Origin of the sequence: Pseudogemmobacter sp. W21_MBD1_M6, from assembly GCF_052119585.1 — a bacterium.
Lineage (GTDB): Bacteria > Pseudomonadota > Alphaproteobacteria > Rhodobacterales > Rhodobacteraceae > JBGQOJ01.
The window spans coordinates 156518-171115 of the sequence record NZ_JBGQOJ010000005.1; the positions used below are offsets into that span (position 1 = coordinate 156518).

18 protein-coding genes are annotated in these 14598 nt (G+C 62.5%); 12 read left to right on the top strand and 6 right to left on the bottom strand.

Translation table 11 applies throughout. The annotated features are described in order from the left end of the window. Nucleotides 1-140 precede the first annotated feature (140 nt). The 8 genes from ACEN2R_RS08445 to ACEN2R_RS08480 all read left to right on the top strand — a co-directional run bounded on the left by ACEN2R_RS08445 (nt 141) and on the right by ACEN2R_RS08480 (nt 7050). Complete coding sequence (locus tag ACEN2R_RS08445; RefSeq protein ID WP_442041163.1) at nt 141-1373, top strand: thiamine pyrophosphate-dependent dehydrogenase E1 component subunit alpha; 1233 nt, start codon at nt 141-143, stop codon at nt 1371-1373. A 33-nt stretch (nt 1374-1406) separates the two neighbouring features. Further along, a complete protein-coding gene (locus ACEN2R_RS08450) occupies nt 1407-2378 on the top strand; it encodes an alpha-ketoacid dehydrogenase subunit beta (protein ID WP_442041165.1) in 972 nt (323 codons plus the stop codon). A 27-nt stretch (nt 2379-2405) separates the two neighbouring features. After that, nucleotides 2406-2750 carry a type II toxin-antitoxin system MqsA family antitoxin gene (locus ACEN2R_RS08455; protein WP_442041167.1) on the top strand — a complete coding sequence of 115 codons (345 nt, stop codon included), beginning with the start codon at nt 2406-2408 and terminating at the stop codon, nt 2748-2750. Then, complete coding sequence (locus ACEN2R_RS08460) at nt 2747-3289, top strand: hypothetical protein (protein WP_442041169.1); 543 nt, start codon at nt 2747-2749, stop codon at nt 3287-3289. Before ACEN2R_RS08455 ends, ACEN2R_RS08460 begins: the two co-directional genes overlap by 4 nt. 30 nt (nt 3290-3319) lie before the next feature. Further along, nucleotides 3320-3850 (top strand): hypothetical protein, encoded by a 531-nt coding sequence (locus ACEN2R_RS08465; RefSeq protein WP_442041171.1) that lies wholly within the window; start codon nt 3320-3322, stop codon nt 3848-3850. A 45-nt stretch (nt 3851-3895) separates the two neighbouring features. Further along, nucleotides 3896-5308, top strand: a complete 1413-nt coding sequence (locus tag ACEN2R_RS08470; RefSeq protein WP_442041173.1) for an MBOAT family O-acyltransferase — start codon at nt 3896-3898, stop codon at nt 5306-5308. An 8-nt stretch (nt 5309-5316) separates the two neighbouring features. Next, a complete protein-coding gene (locus tag ACEN2R_RS08475) occupies nt 5317-6288 on the top strand; it encodes a hypothetical protein (protein ID WP_442041175.1) in 972 nt (323 codons plus the stop codon). 111 nt (nt 6289-6399) lie between these two features. Continuing rightward, nucleotides 6400-7050: a BON domain-containing protein gene (locus tag ACEN2R_RS08480; protein ID WP_442041177.1), complete on the top strand. Its 651-nt coding sequence runs from the start codon at nt 6400-6402 to the stop codon at nt 7048-7050. 72 nt (nt 7051-7122) lie between these two features. Here ACEN2R_RS08480 and ACEN2R_RS08485 read toward each other — a convergent pair whose 3' ends face one another. Then, complete coding sequence (locus ACEN2R_RS08485) at nt 7123-7542, bottom strand: CBS domain-containing protein (RefSeq protein WP_442041178.1); 420 nt, start codon at nt 7540-7542, stop codon at nt 7123-7125. 83 nt (nt 7543-7625) lie between these two features. Then, complete coding sequence (locus ACEN2R_RS08490; RefSeq protein ID WP_442041180.1) at nt 7626-8612, bottom strand: ribose-phosphate diphosphokinase; 987 nt, start codon at nt 8610-8612, stop codon at nt 7626-7628. Between the two features lie 102 nt (nt 8613-8714). Between ACEN2R_RS08490 and ACEN2R_RS08495 the strand changes: the two genes are divergently transcribed. Continuing rightward, entirely contained in the window at nt 8715-9350 is a 636-nt protein-coding gene (locus ACEN2R_RS08495) for a nitroreductase family protein (RefSeq protein WP_442041182.1), read from the top strand. Next, a complete protein-coding gene (locus tag ACEN2R_RS08500) occupies nt 9347-10378 on the top strand; it encodes a hypothetical protein (RefSeq protein ID WP_442041184.1) in 1032 nt (343 codons plus the stop codon). Before ACEN2R_RS08495 ends, ACEN2R_RS08500 begins: the two co-directional genes overlap by 4 nt. A 7-nt stretch (nt 10379-10385) precedes the next feature. On the opposite strand, the gene ACEN2R_RS08505 is transcribed toward ACEN2R_RS08500, so the two are convergent. Continuing rightward, nucleotides 10386-10841 carry a host attachment protein gene (locus tag ACEN2R_RS08505; RefSeq protein ID WP_442041186.1) on the bottom strand — a complete coding sequence of 152 codons (456 nt, stop codon included), beginning with the start codon at nt 10839-10841 and terminating at the stop codon, nt 10386-10388. A gap of 188 nt (nt 10842-11029) precedes the next feature. Here ACEN2R_RS08505 and ACEN2R_RS08510 point away from each other — a divergent pair, with 188 nt between their 5' ends. Then, on the top strand, nt 11030-11452 hold the full coding sequence (locus ACEN2R_RS08510) for a c-type cytochrome (protein WP_442041188.1): 423 nt from the start codon (nt 11030-11032) through the stop codon (nt 11450-11452). Nucleotides 11453-11536: 84 nt separating this feature from the next. Here the strand turns inward: ACEN2R_RS08510 and ACEN2R_RS08515 are convergent, their stop codons facing one another. Next, entirely contained in the window at nt 11537-12055 is a 519-nt protein-coding gene (locus ACEN2R_RS08515; RefSeq protein WP_442041190.1) for a DNA polymerase ligase N-terminal domain-containing protein, read from the bottom strand. Between the two features lie 18 nt (nt 12056-12073). Next, entirely contained in the window at nt 12074-12745 is a 672-nt protein-coding gene (locus ACEN2R_RS08520; protein ID WP_442041192.1) for a hypothetical protein, read from the bottom strand. Between the two features lie 225 nt (nt 12746-12970). Between ACEN2R_RS08520 and ACEN2R_RS08525 the strand changes: the two genes are divergently transcribed. After that, nucleotides 12971-13324, top strand: coding sequence for a phasin family protein (locus tag ACEN2R_RS08525; protein WP_442041194.1), 354 nt, complete (start codon nt 12971-12973; stop codon nt 13322-13324). 59 nt (nt 13325-13383) lie between these two features. Here the strand turns inward: ACEN2R_RS08525 and ACEN2R_RS08530 are convergent, their stop codons facing one another. Next, a complete protein-coding gene (locus ACEN2R_RS08530) occupies nt 13384-14595 on the bottom strand; it encodes an efflux RND transporter periplasmic adaptor subunit (protein WP_442041196.1) in 1212 nt (403 codons plus the stop codon). Nucleotides 14596-14598 lie beyond the last annotated feature (3 nt).

Here is a 14598-nt window from a genome sequence, read left to right on the forward strand (position 1 = left end):
GCGACGCGGGGCCGCCCTGCATTGACTGGCGACAACGGCGGGGTTGCGGTTGGTTGATGACGGTCAATGATCCCGCCCGGAACCGGAACTATGGTGAGGCCACGTTACCGGAATTCCATTCATCCAAGGGAGGAATAGAAATGGCGGATGTTAACGAACTTCAGGAAACCAAGAGCACGGCCGCTGCAACAGCCCCAGTGACTGCTCATGTGACATCCCGTCGGGGCTTTCTTCAGATCGCGGCGCTTGCGGGCGCGTCTGTTTCGCTGGCCAGCAAGGTTGCCCGCGCCAACGGAGAGATCGGGTTCTGGTCAAAAGACCTGTCCGACGACCAGCTTGTGCAAATGTATCGCACCATTCTGCGCATCCGCTGGCACGAACGCACAATGGCGGACAAGATGCTGACAGACAGCAACTATCGCGGCTACAACCACTTCTACGCAGGCCAGGAGGCCGTCGCGACAGGGGTCTGCGCCGCCTTGCGCAACGACGGGCCGTTCGACCAGATCGACCTTGCCTATTCCACCCACCGCCCGACCGGACATGCCCTTGCCAAGGGCGTGGACATGAAACTGATGTGCGCCGAGAACGACTTTCGCGCCACCGGCCTGAACGGCGGGTTTGGCGCCGAAATGCACCTGTGCGACCCAAGCGTCGGGTTCATCGGGGCGGACGGTATGATCGGCCCCGGTCCGGTGATCGCCAGCGGATCGGCCTTTGCCTTTCGTGCGCGCGGATCGGATCAGGTCGCGGTGGTGTTCGGGGGCGACGGCACCTATGCGACACCGCATTTCCACTCGGCGCTGAACAACGCCAAACTGCTGGATCTGCCGTTCATCTATGTGCTGGAGAACAACCTTTATCACCAATACGCACATTATTCCTATTCGTGCCCGCACAAGGACATCGCCGATGCGGCACGCGCCTATGGCATCCCCGCGACGGTCGTGGACGGGCAAGATGTGTTTCAGGTCTACAACGCCGCAAAAGAGGCGGTGGACCGCGCAAGGTCCGGCGGTGGCCCGACCTTTATCGAGGCCAAGACCTATCGCTATTACAACCACTGGGGCGCCCCCGGTGCGGTCGCGGGAGAGTTGGGGGCCTTCGGCTATGACCCGCTTGCCATTTCATCCTTCCGGCCCGAACGCGAAGTGCGGTCGTGGATGCAGCGCGATCCGGTCGACATCTGCCGCGACACCCTGGTCGACTGGGGTGTCATGGATATGGCCACCGCAGAGCAGATAGAGTCCGACGTGCGCACCGAGGTCGACGAGGCCTTTGCCTGGGCGGCAGAACAGCCGCTTTGCACCCCCGAGGACGGTCTGAAACATGTTTTTGCAACCGGCGAGGTTCCCGTGCGCCAGTTCGGCTGATCGCGGCACCCATGCATAAAAAGGAACACGACGATGACAGAGAAAAGCTGGATGTATTCCGTGCTCGAGGCGGTCGCGAACGAGATGCGCGCCGACCCCAATATGATCTGGATCTACGAACTGACGCCCCCCGTCGCCTCTAACCCCGGCATGCCGGTGATCAATCTGGAGGAAGAGTTCGGGCGCAAGCGGGTGGTCAACACCGGCATCGACGAGAACTGGATGGTGTCCGCCGTGATCGGTGCCGGTCTGGCGGGGTCACGGGCGGCTACCTATGTGCCCTATCAGGGGGCGTGCATGCCGTTCCAGGTGATCCAGAACCACGCGGGCAAGTTGCGCCAGATGACCGGCGGCAAGGCGACCCTGCCGGTGGTCTTCGTGATGGAGATGACGGGCCAGACTCCGGGGTTTGCGGGGCAGCATTCGGACTACGAGATCGACAGCCTTTACGCCCATATCTCGGGGGTTCGGACCATTATCCCCTCGACGCCCTATGATGCCAAAGGGATGATGGTTTCGGCGCTGCGCAGCCCCGATCCGGTGGTCTATCTGTATCCCGCGGGCCTGCGCACCCTGACCGAAGAGGTGCCCGACGACCAATACGAGGTGCCGCTGGACAAGGCCGCCGTGCGCTCTGAAGGCAGCGACCTGACTATCGTCGGATCGGGTGCGGGCATGCCCGAAGTGCTAGCCGCCGCAAAGCGGTTGCAGGATGACGGCATGGGGGTCGAGGTGATCGACCTGCGGGTGCTCAAGGAAATGGACACCGAAACGCTGGTGAATTCGGTCGCCAAGACCAAGCGCCTGCTGGCGGTGGACCAGTCCTATTACACCCTTGGCCCCGCAGCCGAAGTCATCGCGCGTGTGGCCGAGAACGTCGAGGGGGCCAGGTTCAAGCGGATCGCCTTTCCCGACGCGGCACCACCCGCATCGCCCGAGATGTTCCTGTGGATGCGGCCCAACGCCGATCACATCACCGCCGCCGCCAAAGCGATTGTCGGCTAAGCACACAAGAAACCAAAGGAGAACCCGATGCATTACAAGACCTTGCACCCCGAAGGCCTGAGGGACGACCTTGCTGAAGAGGTGCCGGGAACGGCGTTTGTTCCGGCGCAGGCCTGCACCAAATGCGGCGCCGGGAAAATCGCCGAGGAAACGATCTCGATCGCCTTCTGGCAAGGCATGAACCCCTGCCTGATCCGCGATATCCCCGCCCTTGTCTGCGGGGCCTGCGGCGAGGAATTCATCAGCGACCATACCGCGATGAAACTGGATCTGATGCGGGGGAACGGGTTCCGACGGGCCGATGCGGCAGAGTTCATTCAGGTGCCGGTGTTCGTGTTCAACCCCTCGGTCGCGGCGGGGCGGGGCGGGTGAGGCGCGGGCTGGCCCTTGCCGGTCTGTGCCTGATCGCTTCGGTGGCACTGGCGCAGGTCGGGACGAATTTTTCCTTCATGCCCGATGGCGGCAAGGAAAGCTTTGTCGCCGTCTTTGGCAGCGGGGACAAGGCCCGTACCGCGCTGACAGAAACCCATACGCCGCAGGAATGGGCTGCGCGGATCGAGGCGGAAAGCCCCGGTCTGGCACCACCCGAACGCGCCACGCTTGCGGGGTATCTGGCAATCAATACCCCGCTGGAACAACTTCTGGAACCAAAGGGGGCAGAGCAAGACATCGCCCTGCTGTTGCCCCCCGACGGCCGCGAGATCGCCGTGGCGCAATGCCAGTTCTGCCATTCGTTCTTTACCGGTTACCTGATGCAGCGGCGCGACGAAGAGGGTTGGCTCTCAACCTTCAAGTCCCCGTTCCATAAGGAAATAAAGATGAGTGACGCGGAAAGACGGACCTTTGCCAATTACTCTGCCCTCAACATGCCGATGACATTCGACGCCGTCCCGCCAGAGCTGCGGTTCTAGGCTGGCGTCGCGCCCGAAAAGGAGAGAACGATGTTCCGAATGGTCTTTGCCGCAGCACTTTTGTGCATCCCCACCGGTTTGCGCGCCCAAGACGACATCTTCGATTTCGTGCCTCTGGGCGGGCGTGGAATGATCGAGGAGATGGCCCTGACCGATGCGCAGGTGTCGGACGCCTTGTCCACCGTGCAAGGCGCAGATGAATGGGACGCCGCGCTGGCGTCGGGTCTGTTGCCGGGCACGGCAGAGATGGAGGACCATCAGCGCCGGACGCTTGCCGAATATTTGGCCTATGCGGGGCCGCAACCCACCGTGGCGGACCTGCCGTGGGACGGGCGTGACATGGCGCTGGCCAAGTGCCAGTCGTGCCATATCATCACCGTCGTCGTGACGCAGGACCGCACCCGCGAGGCATGGTTGGGCACGATGAACAAACCCAGCCACGTCGAGATTGCCCTGACCGAGGAGGAGCGCGGCCAGTTGGCGGATTATCTGGTGCTGAACGCGGGCATCGGAATCGAGGATATCCCCCCGGCGCTAAGGGCGGGGGGCGCGTCCTACTGACCGGGTCCAGACACGGCTGACCTGACCCGCAGAGGAGCCTGCGCCATGTCTTTCACCTCGCCCGGATTTTTTCTTTTCCTGCCTGTGGTCCTGCTGGGCTTTGCGCTGTTGCCGACGCGCGGGCGGGTGGTCTGGCTGATCCTTGCCAGCCTTGCGTTCTACGGGGGCGTCGCGCCGTCCGATCTGGCCTATCTCGGGGGGGTGGCTGTGGTCGGGCTGGGGGCGGGGCTGGGGGCCGGACGGGCCGCAACAGACAGCGCCCGCAAGGTTTGGGTGCGGTCGGGGGCGGGCCTTTTGATCGCGGCGCTGGTCGTGCTGAAGTTTCACGATGCACTTCTTCCGAACATTGGTCTGCGCCCCTTGGCCTCTGGTCCGCCTGCGGGGTATTCGTTCTATACGTTCATGGTCGTGGCGCATCTGCTGGACATCGGACGCGGCAAAATCGCGCCGCCTGCGCCCGCGCACTATCTGCTCTATGTCACATGGTTTCCGAAAATCCTTGCAGGGCCGATAGAGCGGTCCACAAGGTTCATTCCGCAGATCCCGCAGGCCCTGCGCCCGCGCCCCGATCTGGCGCTTGGGGGGGCGGTTCTGGTCCTTGGCGGGTTGATCAAAAAGCTGGTGATTGCCGACAATCTGGCCCCCGTGGTCGATGCGGCCTTTGCCATTCCGGCCTATGCGGCCCCGCTGGACCTGATCATCGCCGCCTATTTCTTTGCCTTCCAGATCTATTGCGATTTCTCGGGGTATAGCGACATCGCGATCGGGCTGTCGGCGTTGTTCGGGCTGGCCCTTAGCCGGAATTTCCACCATGCTTACCTGTCACAAACCGTGTCCGGCTTTTGGTCGGACCGCTGGCACATCACCCTGGGCGCGTGGTTTCGCGACTATGTCTATGTCCCGCTTGGTGGCAGCCACAAGGGCGTGATCCGGCAGGTGATAAACCTGATGTTCGTCTTTGCGATCAGCGGCCTTTGGCATGCGGGGCTTGGCTATGGCGTGGGCTGGGGGTTTCTGGTCTGGGGGCTGCTGAACGGGCTGTATGTCTCGGTCGGTGTGGTGGGGCGGCGGATCACGACATCCCCCATCGGCGGGACAAGCCGCATCATGGCCGTCCTGCGTGTGCTTTTGACATTTCACCTGATCGGGCTTTCCTGGGTGTTTTTCCGTGCCGAAACGCTGGCCGATGCCACTACCATCCTGACCCGCATCTGGCAGGCGCTGCCCAGCCTTCCGGCGCTGGTGCCGCACTATCCGTTCAGCGCGGATCATAGGCTTGGGGCGGCCCTGATCCTTGGGCTGCTGGCGGTCGAGCTGGCGTCCGAACGCACGCCCCTGTCCGAGCGTCTGGCGCAATGGCCCCGCGCCGCGCGGTGGGCGGTCTGGTATGCGGGGCTGGCATTGGTTCTGGTGCTGGGGCGCTGGCAGGGCGACGGTTTCATCTACATGCAATTCTGAGGGCGGTCATGAAAACCAAAGGTATCCCCCCCGTCTGGCGTCCCGACCTGATCGCGCTGTTCGTGCTGATCGGGGCGGTGATCTATGGCCTGATCTTTGCCGTAGCCGAGGGGTTGACCTATCGCTATGGCGACCGGAACCCGTTTTTCCGCATCCTCACAGCGGAAGCCCGGCAATTCGACCTTGTGATCCTTGGCGCGTCCCACGCGATGCCGCTGGGTTTTGAAGGGCCGCGCCGGCAGATCGAACAGGCGACAGGGGCCAGCACCCTAACTCTTGCGGCGACGGGTGCGGGCCCCTTTGTGCAGCGCCTGATCGCAGAGCGGTATTTCACAGACCATCAGGCCCGCGCGGTTCTGATTGTTGTGGACAGTTTCGGTTTCACCGCGCCGACGTGGAACGAGGACCGGATCGGCGACGCCGACCTGCTGCCGCGCACGCCATGGGACGCGGCGCTGCTGCGGATGTTCTGGCGGGCGACCGCGCGCGGGCTGCCGTTTGCGACGGTGGCCGATTACGCCAGCGGGTTTTCCAAGATCAACACCCGCGACCGGCTGACCCCCGACACATGGGAGGGCGAGGCGAAATTCACACGCTCTGCGCGGCCCTCTGCCTTGGCCGACCGGCAGCGGATCGAGTATCTTTACCCCGCGGTTCCGAACGACGCGACCCTTGCGCGTTACCTTCAGGATCTTGTGGCGGTCGTCCGGCTTGCCAAGGCCGAAGGCGCGCGTGTTGTCGTCGTTCGCCCGCCCGTACCGGCCCGCTTTGCCGCACTGATTCCGCACAAGGAAGTCTTCGCCGAACGGCTTTCTGGCGTGCTGGGGCCAGAGGGCATAAAAGTTCATGATTTCAGTGGCATATTGCCTGATCCTAAAGTGTATTTCGACACCGACCACCTGAATGAAACCGGTGTGGCGCACTGGCTGGATATGGGTCTTCTGGATGTGGTGAACGCCGGTCTGACAGGCGCGGAATGACCGCCCGCAGGGCCGATGTTGACTGTGGTCAATGCGAATCCGCGCCCCCCTGACCACAGTACCGGCATCATCAACTGTCGCGCCTTGGCGCGCATACCAAGGGAGAATGAAATGCTTGATACTGATCTGAGACAGAGTGTCGTGGACGAGTTGGAATTTGAACCGAGTCTGGATGCCGCGAACATCGGGGTCGCCGTCGACGAGGGCGTTGTCACCCTGACAGGCCATGTCGAAACCTATGCGGAAAAGATGACGGCAGAGCGGATCACCTCGCATGTCAAAGGCGTGAAAGGCATTGCGCAAGAGATCGAAGTGCGCCCCGTTGGTACTCATTTGACGGCCGATGACGAGATCGCCAAACGCATCGTCAACGTCTTGCGCTGGAATACATCGGTGCCGCAGGATGCGATCAAGATCAAAGTGACCAAAGGCTGGGTGCAGTTGTCTGGCACCGTCGAATGGCATTTCCAGCGGGATGCGGCGGCGCGGGCGTTGCAGGGCATGGCAGGGGTGACCGGGGTCACCAACGCGATCCTGATCAGCCCCAAGGCCAACGCCAGCGATGTGCGCGAGCGGATCGAGAAGGCGCTGAAGCGCGACGCCGAGGTTGAAGCCGCTGCCATCAAGATTTCGGTTGTCGATGGCACGGTGACCTTGGATGGCAAGGTGCACAGCCTGTCCGAACGCCGCGCGGCAGAGCGTGCGGCCTGGGCCGCTCCGGGCGTGCGCAACGTCACCGATCATCTGTCGATCACCGGATAGAACGATGGCAAAAAGCCCCCCGATGCGCAGGGCGTCGGGGGGCCTTTTCATGCGCGAAGGGGGGAACAGGGCTTAGGCGTGATGATCGCTGACCGCCTGGATCAGTTCGCCGGACAGATCGTGCCCGACAGAATGGGACACATCGCCGATGCTCAGCATCCCGACCATGCGCTTTTTGCCGTCCAGAACCGGCATCCGCCGGATTTTCTTTTGGTCCATCAGGTGGATCGCGTCCTCGACCGTCTGGTGGGTCTGGCAATAGATGATGCCCGGCGTCATCACGTCCCTGGCCAGTGTCTTTTTCATATCGCGCCCTTCGGCCACGACCCGCAGCGCCAGATCACGGTCGGTGATCATGCCGATCAGCTTGTCGTTCTCGCCCACGGGCACCGACCCGATGTCGTCCTTTTTCATGATGGCCGCGACATCGGACACCGGCGTGTCCGCGCTGACCCATTGCGCCTTCTTGTGCATTGCCTTTGAGATTTCCATGGTATCCTCCGTCTGGTTTCTGGTGCTGACCAGGTGTTGCACCGCATCATTCCGCACTGCGGCCGTTTGCGCATTGATCCCGCTCAACGGGTGTTGCCGGTCGGGTCCAGAACGGGGCTGATCGACTGGCCCAGAGACAGCCGCAGAATGGTCTGCGCGATCTCTTGTGCGACGGATACGCCGACCAGCTGGTCGCCCAGAACAGCCCGCGCCGGACCAAGACCCGCCGCCGCATCGGTCAGCGTCACCGTGTCGATCGCCGGATCATCCAATGTGTCGATCCCCTCGGGGGTCAGCATCGCGTGGGTTGCGATCAGATGCACCTGCGAGGCACCGTGTTCGCGGCAGGCCCGCGCGGCGCGCAGCATGGTGCCGCCGCCGACGATCATGTCGTCCACGATCCAGACAGAGCGTCCCATGACATCACCGGCGAACAGGCTACCGGATACAACACCCTCGCTGCGGCGCTTTTCCATAAAGCCGAAATCAAAGCTCCGCTCGGATGTTTCGGTCAGGGCCTCGCGCAGAAGCTGGGCGCGTTTGATGCCGCCGCCGTCAGGCGACACGATCGCAATGGGGGCCTCGTCGGCGCGGGCAAGGATTTGCGCGGTGAACAGGCGGCGCGTGTCCAGATGCACCGTCTGGCAGCGAAAGGCGTTCTGGAACGCGGCATGGTTGTGAACGTCCAGCGTCACGACGCAATCGGTGCCCATCGCCTCGAACAGGGCGGCGACATAGCGCGTGGTCACCGGGTCGCGGGGTTTGGTCTGCCGGTCTTTGCGCGAATAGGCCAGATAGGGCACGATCGCCGTCACCCGCGCGGCACCGTTCTCGCGGCAGGTCGCCAGAAACATCAGCAGGCGGCACAGCTTGTCATTGGCCGACATCCCCGGTTCGCCATAAAGCGAATGCAGGACATAGACGTCCTTGCCGCGTACGCTGAGCAGGGGGCGGGCCTTGTGCTCTCCGCCGCTGAATTCGCGCTCTTCATGCAGGGCAAGGGGAAACCCGCCCGCATGTGCAACGGCGCGTCCCAGATCTGCGGAATGGTTGAGGCTGAAGAATATCATAACCGCGATCTTTGCGTCGGACGGGCTGCGCGTCATTGACGTCGGTCAATGACGCGCCTGCTTGCCCGGACCGATGATGAAAGAGGAGTGAAGGAGGACGGTATGGGACGCATTTCAATGTCGCGACGCCTGTTTCTGGGCGCGACTGGTCTGGCCACGGGCATCGGTCATGTGCTGGCGGGCAGCGCAATGGCGCAAGAGGTGGAACGGACCGTGACAGAGGCGCTGATGAAGCGCCGCTCGACCCGCAGCTTTGCCCCCGATCCGATTGAGACGCAGACGCTTCTGGCGCTGCTCTGGGCGGCGTTCGGGATCAACAGGCCCGACAGCGGGCTTCATACCGCGCCATCCTGGCGCGGCTCTGCCGAGACGCTGATCTATGTGGCCGACGCGGCAGGTGTGCATTCCTACGACCCCGCGACCAACACCCTGGACACCATCCTGACCGAGGATATTCGCGCGGTCCTGTCCACCCAGCCCTTTGTGCGGACCGCGCCGATGGCGCTGATCCTTGTCGCGGACCTGCTGAAAATGGCAGAGGCGGGGGCGGATGCGAAGCGCATCTATGCCCATGTCGACACCGCGATCGTGGGGCAGAATGTCTATCTGTTCTGCGCCGCGAACGGGCTGGGCACCTGTCTTGTGGGCGGGGCCGACGCGCCCGCGATTTCGCAGGCGTTGGGCCTGGATGCCACGAAGCTTGTGACCTTCGTGCAGCCGGTCGGGCGACCTGCATGAAGGGCCATGTGGCGGCTGCGGACGGGCCTGCGCGTCCGGTGACACTGGATGAAAAACTGGCCCTTCTGGCCCGCGCCTTTCCGGGGGCGACCCGCATCGAGACCCACACCGCCTTTGTCTTTCTGACCGCCGACCGGGCGTTGAAAATCAAGAAACCCATCGCGTTGGATTTCCTCGATCACCGCAGTCTGGCCGCCCGCGAACATGCCTGCACCGAGGAATTACGCCTGAATCGGCAGTTGGCGGGGGACGATGTCTATCTGGGGCTGGAACCGGTTGTCATCGGCGCGGGCGGGCAACTTGCGCTTGGCGGTGATGGCCGGGTTGTGGATTGGCTGGTCGTGATGCGCCGCCTTCCGGCGACGCGCATTCTGGACGAAGTGCTGAAGGCCGGAAAACAGCCAAGCCGCGCCAGAATTACCGATGTCGCCGCACGATTGGTCCGCTTTTATCGGGAACGGCAGGGGGAACCGGCCAGACCGGGCGTCTATCAAAAGCATCTGACGGCCGAAAGCGCGGTCAACACGGCCCATCTTGCGGATATGACGCAGTATCTTGGCGGCATCGACGCTATGGGGCCGGCAACGCGGGCCGAGGCGATGATCGCAGGCCATGCCCCCGAGATTGCACAGCGCGACACCGCCCGCCTGATCATCGAGGGGCACGGCGATCTGCGCCCTGAACATGTCTGCCTGACATCGCCGCCGGTGATCTTTGACCGGATAGAGTTCGCGTCTGAGATGCTGATGATCGATATCTTCGACGAGGTGAACTACCTTGGCCTTGAATGCGCGATGCTGGGCGCGCCCTGGATCGGCGAGATGGTTCTGGCGGCCATGGAAAAGGCGGGCTTTGCGGCCCCCTCGGACGGTTTGATGAAGGCCTATACCGTGTTTCGCTGCATGACGCGAGCGCGGCTGTCGATTGACCATCTGAGAGAGCGGCACCCGCGAAAGCCTGAAAAATGGCCGCGTCAGGCACAGGCCTATCTGGCCCGTGCGACGCAGATTCTGGGCGGGCAGGGCTGAACCTGCCTCAGGCGTTGCGCTGGAACAGGTCTTTCGCGACGATCCGCGGCAGGTCTTGCTCGGATTCGTGCAGCAGGTTCTTGCGATACTCGCCAAGGATCTTTTCCTTCAGCAGGTTCGGATATTCCTTGCGCAGAATGCCCAGCATTTCAGGCTCGGAAAAAACCGCCAGCTGGTCAAAATCGCCCGCCCGCCTGTGGGTTTCCAGCACTGACAGCACCTCTTTTGCAAAGGCGCGTTCGTCCTCGAATACCGGATCTGAACCATAGGCCATCGCCGACCGCCGGTCGCCGACCGAGGCAAAGCTGCGGCCCGGTTTGTCGGACATGATGTCCTTCAGGTGCCGGTTCTCGGAGCGCAGGACAAGCTCGGCCTCTGTGGTGGAGCCGTCCCGTCCCAGATTACGCAAAATACGCGCACGCGTGGAATTCAGGACAAGGACCCATAATTTTTCGTTTTTCATGATCTGCAATCCTAAATTGACAATGCCCAAACATCGCACCGTCGGGCCATTGGCACATTGATCACTGTCAAAAAGCGCCCCGCAGTTTCGGGCGGTGCGCTTTTGACGGTCGTCAATGTGCGGGTCCGAAAACGACGTAGGCTTGAACAGTTGGATTTTAGAAATTTTATCGCGAAGGAGGAATCGTAATGACACATCTACCTGTTCTGGCATCCGTTCTGACCGTCTTTGCCTTGGCGCAGGCACCCGCAGCGCATGCGCAAAATCTGGGAGAGCGCGAATTCATGGATCATTGCGCGGCATGCCACGGGGCCTCGGGCACGGGCGACGGGGTAATGCAGGAATTCATGAACACAAAGCCGTCCGACCTGACCGTTTTGCAAAAGAACAATGGCGGCGTTTTTCCGGTGTCGGCGATCTTTGAAACCATTGCCGGCGATGGCCCCGCAGGCGTGCATGGCACCCGCGAGATGCCCGCCTGGGGGCAACGCTACCGCGTGCGCGCGCCCGATCAGTTGGGGTGGGATTATTCGCCCGAAGATCGCGAACAGTTTGTGCGCGGCCGGATACTGGCGCTGATCGAATATATCTCGACGCTTCAGGTAGAGTGACGCGGGGCGTTTTGCCCCGTGAACACCGTCACCGCCCGAAAGGCACCATGGGCGGTGACGGTGTTTTGCCCATGGATCACGGCGTCATTCCGGGCCTTCCTCGCGCTTGATGTCATCCAGAGATCGCCCACTTAGCACCGAATATGGAAACGATATCAGAGGTTTGCGCCGGGCGTCCGCATGTTCGTCCTGCACCTTTGTCAACAGCCAGCGCGGCTGGCCCCCGTCGCCGCCGCGTTGCAGAATATACCCGCCCTTCAGTTTTTTCCCGTCAAGTTGGATCACCGCGTGCCCCGCGCCAAGTGCGGTGTCGATGGGCTGTGGCTTGCCGTCTTTTTCGGTGATGTTGCGATAGGTTCCGATGTCCCAGACCAGCACGGTTCCGCTGCCGTATTGACCTTCGGGAATGTAGCCTTCGAAGGTGGCGTAATCCAGTTCGTGATCGGCCGTGGGGATTGCCAGCCGCTTTTGCGCGGGATCGGTGGATGGGCCTTTCGGCAAGGCCCATGACCGCAACACACCGCCGACCTCGATCCGGAAATCGTAATGCAGATGTGTTGCGTCATGCTTCTGGATCGAGAAGATAGGATCGGTATCGCCCATAAGAACCAGCCAATCCGTTCAGATGAAGGCCGCAAAGTCCGGCATCGGTTCCGGTGTCATCATCCCCAGCCGTCGCGGCGACAGCACCTCGCCAAAGGACTGGTTCGGGTAGATCGCAAGGCCCAGCTCCGACACCGCCTCCAGCGCAAGATGCGGGTCTTCGTCCTCGACCGATATGCTTAACGCGCGGAATTGGTCACGGGTGACGAAGGTGATGCCCGCGCGGGTTGATCCGCGTTGGAATGTGATGGTCGATTTGTCCACCGTCTCGATGCGGGGGGTGGCATGGGTGGCGGCCAGATAGGCCATCAGATGCGCGGGCGAACGTCCGGCGCGGGTGTCGGGCGCAACCGTCAGGCCCAGTTCCGTGGCAAAGGTGCCAAGGCTGCTCCGGCTGAGGGGGAAGTCGTCCGACAGGACAAGTTCCCAATATTGAAGAGGATAAGACGTTGCGCGCAGCGCTTTGATTTCAAGGCGATTTCCATCGCGAAGCTTGGCAAGGTGACGGTCGCTGGATGGCGATACAAGATAGATGTCCGACCGGACCTCTGCCTTGGTCAACAGCCAGTCGCGTTGCAGCAGTGACGCCGCTTGCGGCAGGTCCGCGGGCCAGCAGCGGAACTCGTAGCGGCCCGGAACCTGTCGGGGTGTCGGACGGCCGGACAACATGACGAACGCGGCGCTTGTCATCTTCTGTGTCTCCTTGATCGTTTCACGTGATAGGCCCGACACGGTTAATCTGGCGGAAAATACCGCGCCCGGTCATTGACCGTCGTCAACGCGTGTCGGTGCCTGTCAACGCGGGCGCGGGTCGAAAAACCCACTGTGCGGGGCGATGCCTTGATGCGCGTCAAGTCGGAACCGGGGATTCCTTGATACTATGATTTTTTCAACGCCATATGCAGGGGGTTCCAAATGGCCGATCAGACAAAACCCAACCAGACACCGAAAGACCCGGCGACGGCGATGACAGAGGCCTTCGCCGCGATCCAGAAATCCGGCATGATGCCGATGACGTGGTTCGGCGCGGCAATGGCCGAGAAAATGGCGGAAATCAACAGTGAATGCGCCCAGTTCATCGCCGATCGCATCAAGGAAGACGTGCAAACCCAGCATCGTATGCTGCATTGCAAGGATATGGATCAGATCAAGACGGTCCAGACCGAATTCCTGAACAAGGCGATAGAGCAATACACCGCCGAAACCGGAAAGTTGGTGCAGTTGAGCCAGAAGATGATGGACGATTTGCTGAACGCCAAGCGCACCTGAGCATCGCCTGTTTCGATCTGTGGCGGCGTCCGTGTGGCGCCGTTTTCTTTATCGCGCGTTCACATATCCGCGCGGTCGATGACCCGCACCCCGTCGGCAATCTTGTCGCTGGGGTGGGTGATAACCGGCTGTCCCGGCTCCAGACCGCCCAGCACCTGCGCAAAGGTGCCATTGCGCCGCCCGATCTGGACAGGCGTCAGCCGCGCCCGCCCGTCCTGAACGGTGAAGACGGCCCAGTCCTCCTGGTGGCGAAACAGCGCGCTCAGCGGCGCCTGCAACTCGTCCGGCGACCGCCATTCGGTGATCCGCAGGAACACCGCAAACCCGTCGGCCAGCCCGGCGCGGTCCTGAGGTGGAGAGGTCAAATCGAATGTCGCCTCGACCCGCTGTTCCTCGATCCCCAGGGCCGACACCTTGGTTCGTGCCGAGGGATCGACGCTGCGCAGGGTCGCGTGAAGGGGCAGGGGGCCGCCCCAGCGTTCGACCACGGTATCGGCACCCGCCGCAAGACGCACGGCGTCGCTGGACAACAGGTCCGCCACGATTTCCAGATTGTCGGTCTGCCCGATGGACACCAGCCGGGTGCCCGCCGAGACGGTATGTTCGCTGACGACATCGACCGCCAGAACCGATCCGCTGATCGGGGCATCGATGCGGACGCAACAACTTTCGGGCGGCGGGGTGGCGCCGTTCGGTTCGATCAACGCGGCCTGCGCGCGGGACAGCGCGCTGTTGGCCATCGCCAACCCAGAGGCGGCGGTTTCAAGTGCGGCTTTCTTGATCTCAAGGCGCTGTGCCGCGTCCTCCAGCTGGGTGACAGAGGCGACCCCGCGCGTCACCAGCGTCTGGGTGCGGTCGTACTGGGACCGGGCATAGCCGAGTTCCTCGTTGGCCTGATGGTATTGGCTGTTGGCGATGCGCAGTGCGGATTGGGCCTCTTGCACGGCGGCCTCTGCCTGAAGGCGCGTGCGGCGGTCCAGCAGGGCGGGTGCCACGGGCTGCACCACGGCCACCACGGTTTCCCCTTGGGTGACCTTGTCGCCCACCGCGACAGGGGCACGTTGCGCGGTGCCGGATATGGGGCTGTAGATGTCATAGATGTCGCGGATCCGTGTCTTGCCGTCGGCATTGACCGTCTGTTCCATCGGTCCGCGTGTGACGGTTTTCAGGTCAACGGGCACCGGTTCGGGCCAGACCGCGACGCCGATCAGGGCCGCTAGGGCGATGGCCCCGACGCCCGAGATAAGAATTGTTCGTGTGTTCAATGCCATAGC